Raw genomic sequence first — 14,079 nt, 5'->3', positions numbered from 1 at the left:
CGAGTGCTTCATACGGCCGGCACGGCGCGGATCCGCCCTTCGTCAGGGCCCCGCAGCCGCCAGGGCCTCCTGGAACTCCCCGTACGCGTACGCGTCGAAGAGCACGAACCGCACCTCCTCGACGGGTGGCGCGGCCTCCGCCAGCACGGTACGGACGGCGATGCGGGCTCCGTCGTCCATGGGCCAGCCGTAGACGCCGGTGGAGATCGCGGGGAAGGCGACGGTACGCGCCCCCAGCTCCGCCGCGACACGCAGGGATTCGCGGTAGCACGACTCCAGCAGGGCCGAGCGGTCCTCGGCGGCGCTCCACACCGGGCCGACCGTGTGCACGACCCAGCGGGCGTCGAGCCTTCCGGCGGTGGTGGCGACGGCCTGGCCGGTGCGCAGCCCCTTGCCGTACCGCGAGGCGCGCAGTTCCCGGCAGGCGGCGAGGATCTCGGGGCCGCCGCGGCGGTGGATCGCCCCGTCCACCCCTCCGCCGCCGAGCAGTGAGGAGTTCGCGGCGTTGACGAGGGCGTCGACGGTCTGGCGGGTGATGTCTCCCCGTACGAGGGTGACGGTGACCTGTGGAGGCGTGCGCATGCAGCCATCATGCCCCGGCTCCCCCGCCCGTGCGGGAGTTGCCCGACGATGTTGTCGGTGCCCGGTGCTAGCGTCGCCGACATGGCGAATCGTTCGTATCTCTACTCCGCCGACTCGGTTCCGGGCGACGCGGACATCCCGCAGCGGATCCGCTGCATATCCGAGCACAACTGGGACATCCCGCTCGCGCACAAGCTCCTGGTGGGGCACGGGACGACGGTCGTCCCCTCCATGATCTGGAACCACCCGATCTGCGTCGCGGCGGACTACGCCGACGGCGCGGCGCTGCTCCGCGACGTCCTGCGCGTGGTCGGCAACGGCCTGGAGGACGACACCGAGTTCGCCGAGTGCGTGGCCAGGACCACGGCCCACCTGGAGAAGCAGGAGGCGAAGTACTTCCTGCTCGAAACGGGCGAGATCGTTTCCATGACGGACGCCGATCCGGCGGCGAGCGTTCGGCGTCTGGCGTCCGAGGGCGTCCCCGAGGCCGTCGCCCTCGCCGAGGCGGCGATCGCCGGCCGTAACGACACCTGGCTGGCCTCCGTCCGAGCCGACTGGCAGCGGCACTTCGCGTCGTTCTACAGCGATGCGCTCTACTTCTCCTTTCCGGGATCCGCGGACGACTGACAACGGGGGTGCGTGATGGCGAGGTTCATGCTGCCCGGTCACCCACGACGGCGGGGTCTTGGAGGAGCCGATGGACACCTGGCAGCCGGGTGACGTCGTGGTGCGCCCACGCAGCAGCCGGTCGAGGTGCGGCGGCTCGTGGCCGACGAGCACGGTGAGCTGTGAGCCGGGTGGGCGCCCCTGTGCCCGACAACCCGCTCGGCCGGCTGGTCCGGGGCCGGTCGCCTGACGGGGCGTTCAGGCGACCGGGAGCGGCCTACGGCGCGATGCGGGCCAGTGAGCCCGTCTCCAGCGCGGTCCACAGGGCGCCGTCGGGGCCCGGGGCGATGCCGTGCGGCTCCGAGTTCGGCGTGGGCAGGTCGTGGGCGGTGACGGAGCCGTCCGGGGTGATGGTGGCGACGCGGTTGGCTCCCCATTCCGTGAACCACACGGCGCCCCGGCCGTCGACGGTGACGGCGTGCGGCCGGGCCGCGCGGTCGGGCAGCGGGAATTCGGTGATCCGCCCGTCGGGGGTGATCCGGCCGACCTGACCGGCGGTGATCTCGGTGAACCAGAGCGCGCCGTCCGGGCCCGCCGCGATCCCGACGGGGCCCGCGGCCTCCGTCGGCAGGGGGTGCAGGGCAATGGTGCCGTCCATGCCGATCCGCCCGACGGCGTTACCCTGATTGAGGGTGAACCACATTCCGCCGTCGGCCCCGGCGGTGATCGCGGACGGGAACGCGCCGGTGGCGGGGAGCGGGTACTGGGTGACGTCGCCGTCGACGGTGACGCGGCCGATGCGGTCGGCGGTGGTCTCGGTGAACCAGAGCGCGCCGTCCGGGCCCGCCGCGATACCGAACGGCCCGGATCCGGAGCCGGGCACGCCGAACTCGGTCACCGTGCCGTCGGTGGTGATCCGCCCGATCCGGTCGGCCCGGTACTCGGTGAACCACAGGGCGCCGTCCGGGCCGGGTGCGATGACGGTCGGCCCGCTGTCGGGGGCGAGGCGGTACTCCGTCGGTTCCTCGCCGGGGACGAGACGGCCGATCCGGCCGCTGTGGACGAGGGTGAACCACAGGGCGCCGTCCGGCCCCGTGGTGAGGGCGTACGGTCCGGCCTCGGGGTCGGACACCGTGTGCTCTTGGATCGATACCCGGGTCGCGTCGTGCACGGGGGTTCCTCTGTTCGTGGTCGTCGGTGGAGCCAAGACGCGTTCGCGGTCTGTCAACGGCTGTCCGCCGTGGTGGTCTTCGGCGTTTCGGTGGACCGTACCGGGGCGGCAGCGCCTTCCGCAGGCTTGCTCCTCGTCAGCCAGAGGCCCGTGAACAGGGCGGTGACCAGTGTGATGGCACCCGCCGCCAGGAAGGCGCTGTCGAGGCCGGCCCCGAAGGAGGCGCCGCCCGACTGCCGGGCGCGGACCACCGCTCCGAGCACCGCCACGCCGAGTACCGCGCCGATCTGCCGGGTGGTGCTGCTGATGCCCGAGGCGAGACCGCCCTCCTGCGGGCTGACGGCCTGGATGGCGGCGCCCGTCAGCGGGGACATCGTCAGGGCGAAGCCGACGCCCACGACTGCCAGCCGCCACCACACGTTCCCGTAACCCGTGCCGGCGTGCACCGTCCCGAGGGCCAGCAGCCCGAGACCGCCCAGGGCCAGGCCGGCGGTGACCACGACACGGAAGCCGTGCCGGGCGGCGAGCCGGCCCGCGTACGGGCTGACGAGCACCATGGCGAGGGTGGTGGGGAGGGTTTGCAGACCCGCGCGCAGGATCGAGCTGCCCTGGACGTACACGAAGAACTGGGAGAAGAAGAACGACGAGCCCGTGAGCGCGAACCCGACCACGACCATGGAGGCGTTGGAGACGGTGAACAGGCGCTCCCGGAACAGCCGCAGCGGCAGCATCGGTGCGCGGCGGCGCGCTTCGACGGCCACGAAGGCGGCGAGGAGGAGTACCGCGGCGGTGAAGCTGCCGAGGATCGCCGGCGACGTCCAGCCGCGCGCCCCGCCCTCGATCAGCCCGTAGGTCAGCGCCCCCACCCCCAGGACGGACAGCACCGTCCCCGGGATGTCGATCGCAGGGGCGTTCGGATTGCGCGCCTCCTCCAGGTGGCGCAGGCCGGCCAGCAGGAGGGCCGCGCCGATGGGCACGTTGACCAGGAAGATGGCGGGCCAGCCGAAGACCTCGGTCAGCACGCCGCCGGCCACCGGGCCCGCGGCCAGGCCGACTCCGCTGAGTCCGGCCCAGAGACCGATCGCCTTGACGCGTTCCTGCGGCGCGGGGTACGCCGCCGTGAGCAGGGCGAGCGAGGCGGGGCTGAGCGCCGCGGCCCCGATGCCCTGGAGGACCCGGCCCGCGATCAGCCAGCCGAGCGAGGGCGCGAGGCTGCACACCACCGATGCGGCGGTGAACACGGCGACGCCGGTCAGGTACACGCGTTTACGGCCGAACCGGTCGGCGAAGATGCCGCCGGACAGCAGCAGCATGGCGACCAGCAGGACATACGCGTCGACGACCCATTGCAGACCGGTGAGTTGCAGGTGCAGGCGGTGCTGCATGTCCGGCAGCGCCGCTCCCACGATCGTGTTGTCGAGCAGAACCATGAACTGGCCCAGGCAGGTCACCGTGAGCAGCACGGTTCGGTTCGTGCGGCCGCCTGCGGCCGCATGCGATGCAGTGATGGGAATCCCTCTCAACCGTGAGACGCGCCCGGCCGTGGTCGGCGCGGGTCGCCGTGCAGCTTTCTAACGCAGCTACGGACTGCGTTAGCAGACTGTAAGCGAGGGCGGTCCACAAACGCAAGTATTGACTGCGTTAAAGTGGGTGCATGAACGAGCAACAGCGAGCCCGGCGGCCGGGTGGACGCAGCGCCCGGGTCGGCGCGCAGGTGCACCAGGCCGTCACCGAGCTCATCAGCGAGCGCGGCTACGGCAACTTCACCGTCGGCGAGGTGGCGGCCCGCGCGGGCGTGGCCGACAGCAGCGTCTACCGCCGGTGGGGCGGTCTGGAGGCGCTGCTCAGCGACGTGGCGCTCACCCGCCTCAACGCGCGCTCCCCGATGCCCGACACGGGGAGCCTGGCCGGCGACCTGCGTACGTACGCGGCCCAGGTCGCCCGCGAGATCACCGGGCCCGACGGACCCGCGGTGCTGCACCTGGCCGTCGCCCTGGCGGGCACGGGTCAACAGGGCGCACAGGCCCGCGACGCCGTCCGCACCGAGCGCACCCGGCAGTTGCAGGCCATGCTCGACCGCGCCCGCGACCGCGGCGAGTCCGCACCCGACGCACTCGCCGTGCTGGACCACGTCCTGGCACCGATGTACATCCGCGTCCTGTTCGGCATGGGGCCCCTGACCCCGGATTACGTCGAGGGGCTGGTCGACCGGCTGCTGTGAACCCGGGGCCGGTGTCCGAATTCCGGTGACGTGCGGTGACGTCACCCCCACACTGTTCCTGTAGCGATCAGCGGCCCACAGACCATCCACGGGGGAAGTTCATGACGGACCACGACGACGCGTACCGGCCCCCGGCGGACCGCCCGCCGCAGGGCGCTCCGTACAGTCCGCCGGCCGGGGTCTTCGGACCGCCCCCTCCGGCGGACGTCCCGCCTCAGCACTCCCCGTACACCGGCCCGTCCGGGGTCGTCGGGCCGCCACAGGGCGTCTACCCCCCGCCGGCTGTGCCGCAGCCGCGCTCGCCCTATGGCCCCGGGCCGGGATTCCCGTACGGTCCGCCGCAGTACGGGCCCGGACAGCCGCCGCCCGTCCCGCGGCGCAAGCGTCTGCTGCTGTTCGGCGGGGCCGGGGTGCTGGCCGCCGGGCTCGTGGCCGGGCTACTGGTGTGGCACGGCCCGCCCGGGTCGGAGGAGCCCGTCGCCAAGCGGGACCTCAAGCCGTTCCGGCAGGCCGTGGCCGCGCTGGCCGATGCCCCGGGTCTGCGGTACCGGGATTCCGGTGACGACCTGGTGAAGCGGGACATCACCGTCACCGCGTCCGGCAGTCGCTTCGGCGCCGTGGAGGTCGGCGGCTCCGGACTCGCCCGCGAGGTTCTGCACATCGGCGGCAGGACCTTCACCCGCGCGAAGGACTCGGTCTCCGGCGCGTGGGCGGCCGCCGACGAGAGCGACAGCGTCACGCGGGAGACGGTCGGACACATGCCGGCCCCGCCCGACCTGGCGACCTCGCTCGGGAAGGCGCTCGACCGGCTGGAGGGCACACCGGCCCCCAGCGAGTCCGCGCGGCCGCCCGCCGTCGACGGGACACCGGCCCTCGCGGTGGACACCTCCGCGGGCCGGCTGCTCGTCACCGAGCAGAAACCCCACCGGGTGCTGCGCCTCGAGTCGTACGGCCCCTCCCGGGCCGAAGGGACGTCCGGCGGTTCTGCCGAAGCGGCCTCGGTCCGGCTGACGGCCGTCACCGCGCAGACGGACGCCGAGGGCGAGGACCCGCCCGAGAGCCCCGAGGTGACGGACGGCCCCCTGGCGGACAGCGATTCCCAGGGGCTGGACCTGGCGCCGGTCGCCGAAAACGCCGTCGACCCCATGTTCGACACTCTGGAGAAGCAGACGGAGGAGCTGAAGAACGCCACCGACAGCGGCATCGACCTGACCCTCAGCAGCGGCGGAACGGTCACGTGCGGTTCCGGTGGCTGCACGGCGAAGAACAGCTTTTCCGGACACATCACCACCAGCGCCAAGAGCCGCCTGGTCAGCGGCAAGGTCACCGCGGTGATGACCGCTTCCTTCAGCATCGACGGCAAGTCCGCGGGACGGTGTACCAGTCCGCAGAGCTCCTTCGCGGTCACCGGAGCGTCCGTCTCCGGCAGCCTGTCCTGCTCCGACCCAAGTGCCGGGCCCACCTTCACCTCGGTCGAGGCGCGGAAGAAGAACGAGGCACGGGCCCGTTCCCGCGCCAGCGGTGGCCGGCTCGTCCAGTACCGGATTCCGTACCGCGCCGACACCCTGATCAACGCCTACGCCCTGGCCAGGACCGAGGTCAAGAAGCTGGTCGACCGGGTACGCCAGGAGCGCGACGCCGGCGGCTGCACGCTCCGCACCTCGGCCTCGGGTGCCACGGCTCGTTCCGGTGGCGTCACCGTGCCGGGCGGACTGCTCCACTCCGCCGCCCCCGCGCACCACCGCCCGTCCGCCCGGGCCGGGTTCCTCGCCGGCGCCAAGTGCCCCGACGCCAAAGCGGTGAAGGCCGCGGAGACCGTCATCGACCGCGCCGGCGACGGCAAGGTGCGCAAATCCAGCAACTACCACCCCCACCTCAGCGACGAACGCGTGGCGGAGATCCTCAAGGCGCCGGACGCGGTGTATCTCTCGCAGGGACAGCGCGGGAACCTCATCTTCCGGAAGGGCGAGGACATCGTGGTGACGAAGGGCCCCGGTGCCGGGGCGGGCGACGTCATCACGGGCTACGGCCCCTCCGGGAAGAAGGGCGAGAGCGGGGCGAAGGCGTTGGGCGGGTCGCCCGACGACCCGCAGCCCCCGGTGACCCACGAGGACATCGTGAACGGGAAGATCCGCGACACCAAGGGCGGCCACCTGCCGGCCGCCAGGCGCATCCGGTGAGGCGACGGACACGGTGAAGGTCACGGTCGGCGACGGCATGACCGCCGCTACGACGGGCAGGCCCCTCGCGTACACGCCCCGCTTCGACTTCCGGGACCTCCAGCTGATCGTCGCGGGGTACGCGGACCCGGCCGGGCGCGAGCGGGAGCTGCCGGAGACGTTCGGCAGCATGCGGTGGCTGTGGTCGCAGGACGACTACGTCCGCTTCGACCGGGGCAGCCGCGAGCTGCGCAGTCTCACGTTCTTCGTGCCCGCGCAGTACGTCTCCGAAGCCGTGGATCGCGGGCCGCGGACGCGGGCGGCCGGGCTCCGCGCGGATGCCGTCGGGGAGTTCGGCATGCCCGGGACGACGGTATTCCACTGCGACCCGGATGCCGGCGCGCTGACCTGCCTCGCGGACGTCCGCCTTCTCGGTGAGGAGCCGGACGCACGGCTCGGGATCGCCCCCGACGTGGACCTCCTGGTGTACGAGGGGGCGGTGGCCGGATGGTGCCTCGGCGATCCCGCGCGGTACCTGACGGACGGGTTCGCCGAGCCCCCTTCCGGCCCGCCGGCCCCCGCCACCCGGCTGCGGCTGGCCGAGTGCCTGGAGCTGGTCTCCTCGCCGCTCGTGGACCGGGTCATGGACGAGGCCCCGGAGGCGTGGCAGCGGCTCCGTGCGGTGGAACGCGCCCTGCGGGAGCAGTGGGAGGACCGGGCCCGGGCGGACGTCCTGCACGGCGTCATCAGCCGTCTCATCGAGGACTACGAGGGGTGAGCCGGACCGGGTCGACACGGGCCGGCTTCGAGTGACGCCGAGCCGGGGGACGGCGCGGCCCCCTCAGCAACCGAGCACCGCGTGGATCCGGTCCGCCGTGGCGCGCGGGCGGAAGACGTATCCGTTGTGGCCGCCGGGGAACGTCTCCAGAGGCGTCCCCAGCGCTCCGGCGAGGAGCTCGGCGCACGCGTACGTCCAGGTGTGGCCCGACGTCTCGCCGGCGGCGGCCACGATGCGGGCGGGTGAGGCGGCGAGTGCGGCCAGGTCGGTGACGTGTGCCCTGATCGCCGGCAGGTCGTGCGTGAGCAGGACCTCCGCGTTCCGCAGGCGGCCGGGGTGGGGAGTGCGTGGCGGGAGGTCCGGCTCGGAGTCGGCCGGGTCGATACCGAGGTCGGCCGCGAACCTGCGCATGGCCGCGTCCGCGCCGCGTGTCCGGAAGGTCTCCTCGACGGCGAGCAGCCGCCCGATGCCCTGCCCGGGTTCCGGAAGCAGTCGCGCGGCGGGCGGTTCGTGGGCGACGACCGCCGCGACCTGATCGGGGTGACGGATGGTCAGTTCCAGTGCGACGAGGGCCCCGATGCTGGTTCCGTAGACGTGCGCGGGCTCCGGTGCGAGGGTGCGGAGCAGGCGGGAGGCGTCCTCGGCGTGGGTGGCGAGCGTCTTCGCGGGGGTGCCGGCGGTACTCCCGGAGAGCCCGCGCCGGTCGTAGGTGACGACGGTGTACCGGTCGGCGAGGTTGCGTGCGAGCGGTTCGGTGGCGTCGACACCGTGGTGGCCTCCGGCGATGAGCAGGAGCACGGGGCCTGCACCGCGGACGGCGTGGCGCAGTCGCGCCCCCGGAACTCGGAGTGTGGATTCCCTCATCGTGCGGCCACCGTTCTGCGGGTCGGACAGGCCCCGGACGGGGCCTGTGCCGATCGTGCCGCCGTCGGCTCCCGGCCGGGAGCGGAGCGCTGTGCCCAGGACCGGCGGTCCCAGGATGCGCCGGCCCCGGGCCGTTATCCTGGGCCGACATGACACCGAAGCGTCCGGAGCTCGCCGATTTCCTGCGCCGGTCCAGGGAGCGGCTGGCGCCCCGCGACGTCGGGCCCGCCGAGGGGCCGAGGCGGCGGACCCCCGGGCTGCGCCGCGAGGAGGTCGCCGTCCTCGCCGGGATGTCCGCCGACTACTACATGCGACTCGAACAGGCCCGTGGGCCGCAGCCCTCGGTCCAGGTGCTCGCCGCGCTGACGGGCGCGCTGCGGCTGACCGAGGACGAGCGGGACCATCTGTACGTGCTCGCCGGGCACCGCCCGCCGGAGGGCGCGCGGGCCGGCGGGTACCTGCGCCCGGGGCTGCGGTATCTGCTCGACCGGCTGGACGGCGTGCCGGTCCAAGTGGTGAGCGATCTGGGCGACTTGCTGGCGCAGAACGACTTGGCGCTCGCGTTGTTCGGCTGTGTGTGCTCGGTCGCGGAGGAGGACCGCAACATCATCCTGCGCTGGTTCACCGATCCGGTGGTCCGCGGTCACTTCGCACCCGAGGAACACGAGGAGCAGGCGCGGCAGTTGGTGGCCGACCTGCGGGCCGCGGCGGCCCGGCGGGGGGGACGACGCGGCGTCCCGGTCGCTGGTGGCACGGTGCCGGGCGGCGAGCGCGGACTTCGGCACGCTGTGGGACCGGCACGAGGTCGCCGTGCGGCGGTCGCATCCGTACCGGCTCATCCATCCGGAGCTGGGCAGGATCGATCTGGACTGCGAGGTGCTGGCCACCCCGGCGGCGGACCAGCGCCTGCGGATCTTCACGCCTCCGCCCGGAAGAACCCGGGTGCTGGACGAGTTGCGCGTACGGGGTCCGCGCCACCGGTGTGGGAGTGACCCGCGCCGGTCGTGAGCCGTACGGCGCGACCCGGTACACGGCTTCCAGCGCCGCGTCGACGGGGCCGGGGCAGCGGCTCATGGCCCGCCACTCCCCCGGCCCCTTTCGTGCGCAGGCGTTACGGATGCCCCGGCGCGGCCGGGTCGGTGCCCGCCTCCGCCTTCATCGCCTTGGCCTCGCTCTTGAGAATGCGGGCCGACTTGCCCAGGGAGCGTGCCATGTCGGGGAGCTTCTTCGAGCCGAACACCATGATGACCACCAACGCCACGATGAGCAGGTGCCACGGTTCCAAGCCGTTGCGGAGCATCACGTCACCTCTTTCCTTCGTTGCCGTCCGGGCGTGCGGGGGCACGCGCGTACAGCAGACACCCTAGGCGCCGGACCTGTGTGCGGTGCGGCGAGGTGCTGCCGGCCGTCTCCCCACGGTGCTACTTCAGGTGCCGGGTGAAGAAGTGGGCCGCCGCGGCCCCCGCGTGTGCCGGGACGCCGGTGTGGCCGCCCATGTTGGCGTGCAGCGACTTCTCCTCGGAGCCGAACGCGTCGAACAGGTCGAGCGCCGCCTGCCGGTCGTTCCCCTCGTCGTCCCATTGCAACAGGACGTGCAGCGGGATGGTGAGCCGGCGGGCCTCCTCGTACGTGGTGCGCGGGATGAAGCTGCCCGCGAAGAGGCCGGCGGCCACGATGCGCGGGTCGACCGCCGCGAGCCGGACGCCGATGGAGATCACCCCGCCCGAGTAGCCGACCGGACCGGTGACCTCGGGGAGCGCGAGGATCGCGTCCATGGCGGCCTGCAACTCCGGGACCGCCTGGTCGACCAGCGGGAGGACGACGGCGTCGATGATCTCGTCGGTGACCGGTTCGCCCGCCCGCAGGGCCCGGCGCATGTCGGCGCGGGCCCGGTCGAGGGCCGGCAGCCGGGGCCGGTCGCCGCAGCCTGGGAGTTCGACGGCGGCCGTGGCGAAGCCGTCCGCCGCGGAGTGCCGGGCCCGGTCGGCCAGACGGGGGTACATCCGCTGCAGGCCGAGCGTGGGGTGACCGAGGAGGATCAGCGGCACCGGTGCGGACGCCGACGCGGACTCGGGTGTCCAGAGGATGCCCGGGATGTCACCGAGGGTGAAGGAGCGTTCGAGTACGCCGTCGTCCAGGCGCTGCTCGGAAGTGACATGCATGATCGTGCCTTTCGGGAGTGCACAGAAAGGCGCTCCCGGACGACCTGCCTATCGCCCGACCGTGACCCCGGAGGGGAGCACCCATGTCGTTACTGCGTTCACGGGTACCACCTCCTCGTTCTTTCGCACGGCCGGGATGAATCTAGCAGGGTGCCGCGGCGGTCGCCTAACGGGTTTCCGTGCGGGCCCGACGGCGGCCGCGCAGGGCGGCGGCCAGGAGGGCCACGACGATCCCGGCGAACGCCCAGGCACCGAGGATCCACAGGGCGCCCGTGGTGTCGTTGCCGTCGAAGTAGACGGTGTTCCGGACGGCGGTCGTCCCGGCGCCGGGTGGCAGGGCCTGGCCGATCGCGGCCCAGAAGGGCGGCAGCAGGGAGGCCGGGTAGACGCCGCCGGAGCTCGGGTTGCCGAGGATCGTGAAGATGAGGATGGTGAGGCCCAGCCCGATGGTCCCGGCCAGCGACTGAAGGGCCACGCCGACGGCACCGGAGGCGAAGACGACCAGTGTGCCGATGCCGACGAGCTCCCAGAAGGCGCCCGGCAGACAGTGCAGTACGGGACCGGCGATGACGGCGCCGCCGATCCCGGAGACGAAGGCGTAGGGCACCATCGCCGCGAGCCGCACGATGGACCGCCGGAGCGTGGGGCGCTTGGATCCGGCCGCCATGTTCAGTGCGGAGGCGGCGAGGTAGCCGCCGATCGTCCAGCTGAGCACCAGGTAGAACGACGAAAGGCCCCGGGTGTCGCCCGCGGCGGGCGGGCGGATGTCGCGGACGGTCAGCGCCCGGTTCTGCGTGCGTTCCACGGTCGCCACGACCTTCGCGGCGGCGTCGGCCGCCGAGGGGCCGCCGGCCGAGGCGATGAGCAGCGTGTCGGTGCGCCCGGTCACCGCCACGATCAGTGCGGCGTCGGCCTTCCGCTCCAGCAGCCGGGCCCTGGCCTGCGCGCGGTCCCGTACGGCGGTGACGTGCACCGGGTCGCCGGGCAGTGCGTTGAGCCGGGCGACCAGGTCGGCCTCCACGGGGCGCGGGGCGACCAGGGTGATCGGGATGCGATGGGGCTTCGGAGCATGGAACGCCCCCATGTACGAGAGGGCGAAGCCCAGTTGGAGCAGCAGCACGCCCACCATGACGAGTACGGCCCTGGTGGTGACCGCGTCCCGCATCTCCGCCCATGCGCCGACCCGCGCCGTCGAGCCCCTTGTATCCGCCACGTGACGTACCCGCTCTCAGCCGTGATTGACCGGTGCACCCATTCCGCGGACATCCTCACGCCGGGCCCGCGTGTCACGGAGCGAACACGCATGGCCGGTGCCGTACCCACCCGTTCGGCCCAGCACCGGCGGACGTGCGGTCGGTCCGGTCACTCCTGCCGTTCGAACCGGTGAGCGGCCCAGACCAGGGCCCCCGCACCGCTGATCAGGAGCAGGGCCGCTTCCACGGGGAGCGGGAGCGGGTGGCCGGCCCAGGTGATGCCGCCGGCGGCCGCGGCGTCCGGGGCCCGCAGGGCGATGCTGCCGCGGAGCATGTCGACTCCGTACGCGAACGGGTTCGCGGCGGCCAGGGAGTGGGCCCAGCCGGGCAGTGCGCCCAGGGGGAAGAAGCCGCCGGAGAGGAACAGCAGGGGCATCATCATCACGCCGAGCAGCGTGTGGAACGTCTCGGGTCTGCTCAGGCCGACCGCCAGGGTCAGGGCGAGGGCGGTGATCGTGAAGGAGATCAGGGCCATGGCGGTGAGAAGCAGCGCCAGGAGGAGCGGGTCGTAGGGCAGGCCGACGACTCCGGCCAGGCTCAGCAGCACGGCGCCCTGGATCGTGGCGACGAGGGTGCCGCCCGCGCAGCTGCCCAGGAGCAGGGTCGTACGGCTGACCGGTGCCATGAGGAGTTCGCGCAGATAGCCGCTCTGGCGGTCGGTGATCAGGCGGATGCCGACCAGGATGGCCGGGGTCTGCACGGTCATCATCAGCATGCCGGGAAACAGAAAGGTCTGATAGCCGACCCCCAGTGTGGAGTGGGGGATGAGCGCGGCGAGTCCGCCGCCCAGGATCAGGAGGTACAGCACGGGGTGGAGCAGCATCAGCGCGGTGTGGGCGCGCTGGCCGGCCAGGCGGAGCAGGTCCCGGTGGATCAGTCCGTGGATCGCGCGCAGCTCGTGCCGCAGCCGGGCCGGCCACCTGCTGTCGGCGGTGCCGGCCGCACCGAGCGGGAGTGTGGTCATCGGCCGCCGCCGGGCTGGGTGCTGTGGATGCTGCGGCCGGTGTGGTGGAAGAAGACGTCGTCCAGGGTGGGCGGGGTGGCGGACGCGGCGCGGACGGCGATGCCGTGACTTTCCAGGGTCGCGCAGAGACGGGGAATCCAGGAGCTGCCGTCGGGCACTCGCAGACAGATCCCGTCGGCGTCCCTGGTCACGGACTGCCCGCGCGGAACCATGCGGTGGACGACGCGGTGCGCGCGTTCGTCCTGGCTGGTGCGCAGCACGACCCGGTCGTCACCGATGGCGGCCTTCAGGGCGCCGGGCGCGCCCTGGGCGACCAGCCGGCCGCGGTCGATGATCGCGACGCGGTCGCAGTTGGCCGCCTCGTCGAGCTGGTGGGTCGTGATGAAGAGCGTGCTGCCGTTCCGCTCCCGCAGGGCGTACAGGTGGTCCCAGATCTGTGCGCGGGCGTGGGGATCGAGGCCGGTGGTGGGCTCGTCCAGGAACAGCACGTCCGGTGCGTGCAGGAGCTGGCGGGCGATTTCCAGACGGCGCCGCATGCCTCCCGACAGGGTGCGTACGGGAGTGGTCCGCCGCTCGGTGAGTCCGGCCACTTCCAGGACGTCGGCGGTGCGCTGTCGGATGTGGGCGCGGCGCATCCCGTAGAGACGTGCGTGGATGCGGAGGTTCTGTTCGGGTGTCAGGTCCGGGTCGAGGGCGCTCTGCTGGAACAGCATGCCGACGCGCTGCCGTACCCGGTGGGGCTGGGTGCGCACGTCGGCACCCGCCACCGTGGCGTGGCCGGCGGTGGGGCGGGCCAGGGCGCAGAGCATGGCGATGGTGGTGGACTTCCCGGCACCGTTGGGCCCGAGGAAGGCGAAGGTCTCGCCCCGGAGGACGTCCAGGTCGAGGCCGCTCACGGCGTGCGTGGTGGTGCCCTTGGGCCCGGGGTAGCTCTTGACCAGGCCGCGGGTGCTGATGGCGTACGCGGGCGGGCCGAGGGTGGCGGGGGTGTGCTCGGGGGCGATTTCCTCGCCGCCGGTGTGAAGGCGCATGGTCCGGTCCTCACCTCTGGTTCGCCGGTTCGGTCCGGCCGGCGGCTGTCCCGGGACAGCCGCCGGCCGGACGGTGGGCCGGTCCTAGGCGCAGCTGATGCCGATGCAGACCGTGTTGAGGACCGTCAGCAGGCCGATGCACTCGCACGTGGCGGAGAACGCCGCCGCGTCGGCGCCGACCGGGTCGGTCTCGGGCAGAGCGTGGAGGTGGGCGAGGAGTTCGAGGTCCTGGGTCTGGATTTCCATGGTTCTCTCCTTCTTCTTGTGGTTCGGCGGCAGGTTCTCTGC

14 protein-coding genes and 1 pseudogene are annotated in these 14,079 nt (G+C 72.8%); 5 read left to right on the top strand and 10 right to left on the bottom strand.

Going from position 1 to position 14,079, the window contains the following annotated elements; translation table 11 throughout:
- Nucleotides 1-42 precede the first annotated feature (42 nt).
- A complete protein-coding gene (locus tag ABZ565_RS16280; protein WP_361026272.1) occupies nucleotides 43-582 on the bottom strand; it encodes an O-acetyl-ADP-ribose deacetylase in 540 nt (179 codons plus the stop codon).
- 81 nt (nucleotides 583-663) lie between these two features.
- On the opposite strand from ABZ565_RS16280, the gene ABZ565_RS16275 reads away from it, so the two are divergent.
- Nucleotides 664-1,209: a hypothetical protein gene (locus tag ABZ565_RS16275; protein ID WP_361026269.1), complete on the top strand. Its 546-nt coding sequence runs from the start codon at nucleotides 664-666 to the stop codon at nucleotides 1,207-1,209.
- Between the two features lie 256 nt (nucleotides 1,210-1,465).
- On the opposite strand, the gene ABZ565_RS16270 is transcribed toward ABZ565_RS16275, so the two are convergent.
- Together ABZ565_RS16270 and ABZ565_RS16265 are read right to left on the bottom strand one after the other, a co-directional pair.
- Nucleotides 1,466-2,359, bottom strand: coding sequence for a virginiamycin B lyase (locus ABZ565_RS16270; RefSeq protein ID WP_361026266.1), 894 nt, complete (start codon nucleotides 2,357-2,359; stop codon nucleotides 1,466-1,468).
- A gap of 53 nt (nucleotides 2,360-2,412) precedes the next feature.
- On the bottom strand, nucleotides 2,413-3,867 hold the full coding sequence (locus ABZ565_RS16265) for a DHA2 family efflux MFS transporter permease subunit (RefSeq protein WP_361026479.1): 1,455 nt from the start codon (nucleotides 3,865-3,867) through the stop codon (nucleotides 2,413-2,415).
- A gap of 146 nt (nucleotides 3,868-4,013) precedes the next feature.
- On the opposite strand from ABZ565_RS16265, the gene ABZ565_RS16260 reads away from it, so the two are divergent.
- From ABZ565_RS16260 to ABZ565_RS16250, 3 genes are all read left to right on the top strand, one after another.
- A complete protein-coding gene (locus tag ABZ565_RS16260; protein WP_361026263.1) occupies nucleotides 4,014-4,580 on the top strand; it encodes a TetR/AcrR family transcriptional regulator in 567 nt (188 codons plus the stop codon).
- 101 nt (nucleotides 4,581-4,681) lie between these two features.
- Nucleotides 4,682-6,760: a hypothetical protein gene (locus tag ABZ565_RS16255; RefSeq protein WP_361026260.1), complete on the top strand. Its 2,079-nt coding sequence runs from the start codon at nucleotides 4,682-4,684 to the stop codon at nucleotides 6,758-6,760.
- A 13-nt stretch (nucleotides 6,761-6,773) separates the two neighbouring features.
- The gene (locus tag ABZ565_RS16250; RefSeq protein ID WP_361026257.1) at nucleotides 6,774-7,517 is read left to right on the top strand and encodes a hypothetical protein; all 744 of its coding nucleotides are present in this window, start codon (nucleotides 6,774-6,776) and stop codon (nucleotides 7,515-7,517) included.
- Between the two features lie 63 nt (nucleotides 7,518-7,580).
- Here ABZ565_RS16250 and ABZ565_RS16245 read toward each other — a convergent pair whose 3' ends face one another.
- Nucleotides 7,581-8,315 carry an alpha/beta fold hydrolase gene (locus ABZ565_RS16245; protein ID WP_361026254.1) on the bottom strand — a complete coding sequence of 245 codons (735 nt, stop codon included), beginning with the start codon at nucleotides 8,313-8,315 and terminating at the stop codon, nucleotides 7,581-7,583.
- A 215-nt stretch (nucleotides 8,316-8,530) separates the two neighbouring features.
- On the opposite strand from ABZ565_RS16245, the pseudogene ABZ565_RS16240 reads away from it, so the two are divergent.
- Nucleotides 8,531-9,389: pseudogene (locus ABZ565_RS16240) on the top strand (helix-turn-helix transcriptional regulator).
- Nucleotides 9,390-9,492: 103 nt separating this feature from the next.
- On the opposite strand, the gene tatA reads toward ABZ565_RS16240, so the two are convergent.
- From tatA to ABZ565_RS16210, 6 genes are all read right to left on the bottom strand, one after another.
- Nucleotides 9,493-9,684, bottom strand: coding sequence for a Sec-independent protein translocase subunit TatA (gene tatA / locus ABZ565_RS16235; RefSeq protein ID WP_164401590.1), 192 nt, complete (start codon nucleotides 9,682-9,684; stop codon nucleotides 9,493-9,495).
- 118 nt (nucleotides 9,685-9,802) lie between these two features.
- A complete protein-coding gene (locus ABZ565_RS16230; RefSeq protein ID WP_361026250.1) occupies nucleotides 9,803-10,543 on the bottom strand; it encodes an alpha/beta hydrolase in 741 nt (246 codons plus the stop codon).
- A gap of 166 nt (nucleotides 10,544-10,709) precedes the next feature.
- Nucleotides 10,710-11,708 (bottom strand): DUF3533 domain-containing protein, encoded by a 999-nt coding sequence (locus ABZ565_RS16225; protein WP_361026476.1) that lies wholly within the window; start codon nucleotides 11,706-11,708, stop codon nucleotides 10,710-10,712.
- A gap of 197 nt (nucleotides 11,709-11,905) precedes the next feature.
- On the bottom strand, nucleotides 11,906-12,760 hold the full coding sequence (locus ABZ565_RS16220; protein WP_361026247.1) for an ABC transporter permease: 855 nt from the start codon (nucleotides 12,758-12,760) through the stop codon (nucleotides 11,906-11,908).
- Nucleotides 12,757-13,791 carry an ATP-binding cassette domain-containing protein gene (locus ABZ565_RS16215; protein WP_361026244.1) on the bottom strand — a complete coding sequence of 345 codons (1,035 nt, stop codon included), beginning with the start codon at nucleotides 13,789-13,791 and terminating at the stop codon, nucleotides 12,757-12,759. Before ABZ565_RS16215 ends, ABZ565_RS16220 begins: the two co-directional genes overlap by 4 nt.
- Before the next feature lie 84 nt (nucleotides 13,792-13,875).
- The gene (locus ABZ565_RS16210; protein WP_361026241.1) at nucleotides 13,876-14,037 is read right to left on the bottom strand and encodes a VenA family class IV lanthipeptide; all 162 of its coding nucleotides are present in this window, start codon (nucleotides 14,035-14,037) and stop codon (nucleotides 13,876-13,878) included.
- Nucleotides 14,038-14,079: the final 42 nt, after the last annotated feature.

This window comes from Streptomyces sp. NPDC016469 (assembly GCF_040632905.1).
Classification (GTDB): Bacteria; Actinomycetota; Actinomycetes; order Streptomycetales; family Streptomycetaceae; genus Streptomyces.
Note: the sequence above shows the minus strand (reverse complement) of the source record. Positions and strands in the feature narration are given on the sequence as shown.

What these genes read in the sequence shown, in the direction of transcription:
- ABZ565_RS16280 (WP_361026272.1), bottom strand. Translation starts at nt 582, where the DNA reads ATGCGCACGCCTCCACAGGTCACCGTCACCCTCGTACGGGGAGACATC.
- ABZ565_RS16210 (WP_361026241.1), bottom strand. Translation starts at nt 14,037, where the DNA reads ATGGAAATCCAGACCCAGGACCTCGAACTCCTCGCCCACCTCCACGCT.
- ABZ565_RS16215 (WP_361026244.1), bottom strand. Translation starts at nt 13,791, where the DNA reads ATGCGCCTTCACACCGGCGGCGAGGAAATCGCCCCCGAGCACACCCCC.
- ABZ565_RS16220 (WP_361026247.1), bottom strand. Translation starts at nt 12,760, where the DNA reads ATGACCACACTCCCGCTCGGTGCGGCCGGCACCGCCGACAGCAGGTGG.
- ABZ565_RS16230 (WP_361026250.1), bottom strand. Translation starts at nt 10,543, where the DNA reads ATGCATGTCACTTCCGAGCAGCGCCTGGACGACGGCGTACTCGAACGC.
- ABZ565_RS16275 (WP_361026269.1), top strand. Translation starts at nt 664, where the DNA reads ATGGCGAATCGTTCGTATCTCTACTCCGCCGACTCGGTTCCGGGCGAC.
- ABZ565_RS16260 (WP_361026263.1), top strand. Translation starts at nt 4,014, where the DNA reads ATGAACGAGCAACAGCGAGCCCGGCGGCCGGGTGGACGCAGCGCCCGG.
- ABZ565_RS16255 (WP_361026260.1), top strand. Translation starts at nt 4,682, where the DNA reads ATGACGGACCACGACGACGCGTACCGGCCCCCGGCGGACCGCCCGCCG.
- ABZ565_RS16225 (WP_361026476.1), bottom strand. Translation starts at nt 11,708, where the DNA reads ATGCGGGACGCGGTCACCACCAGGGCCGTACTCGTCATGGTGGGCGTG.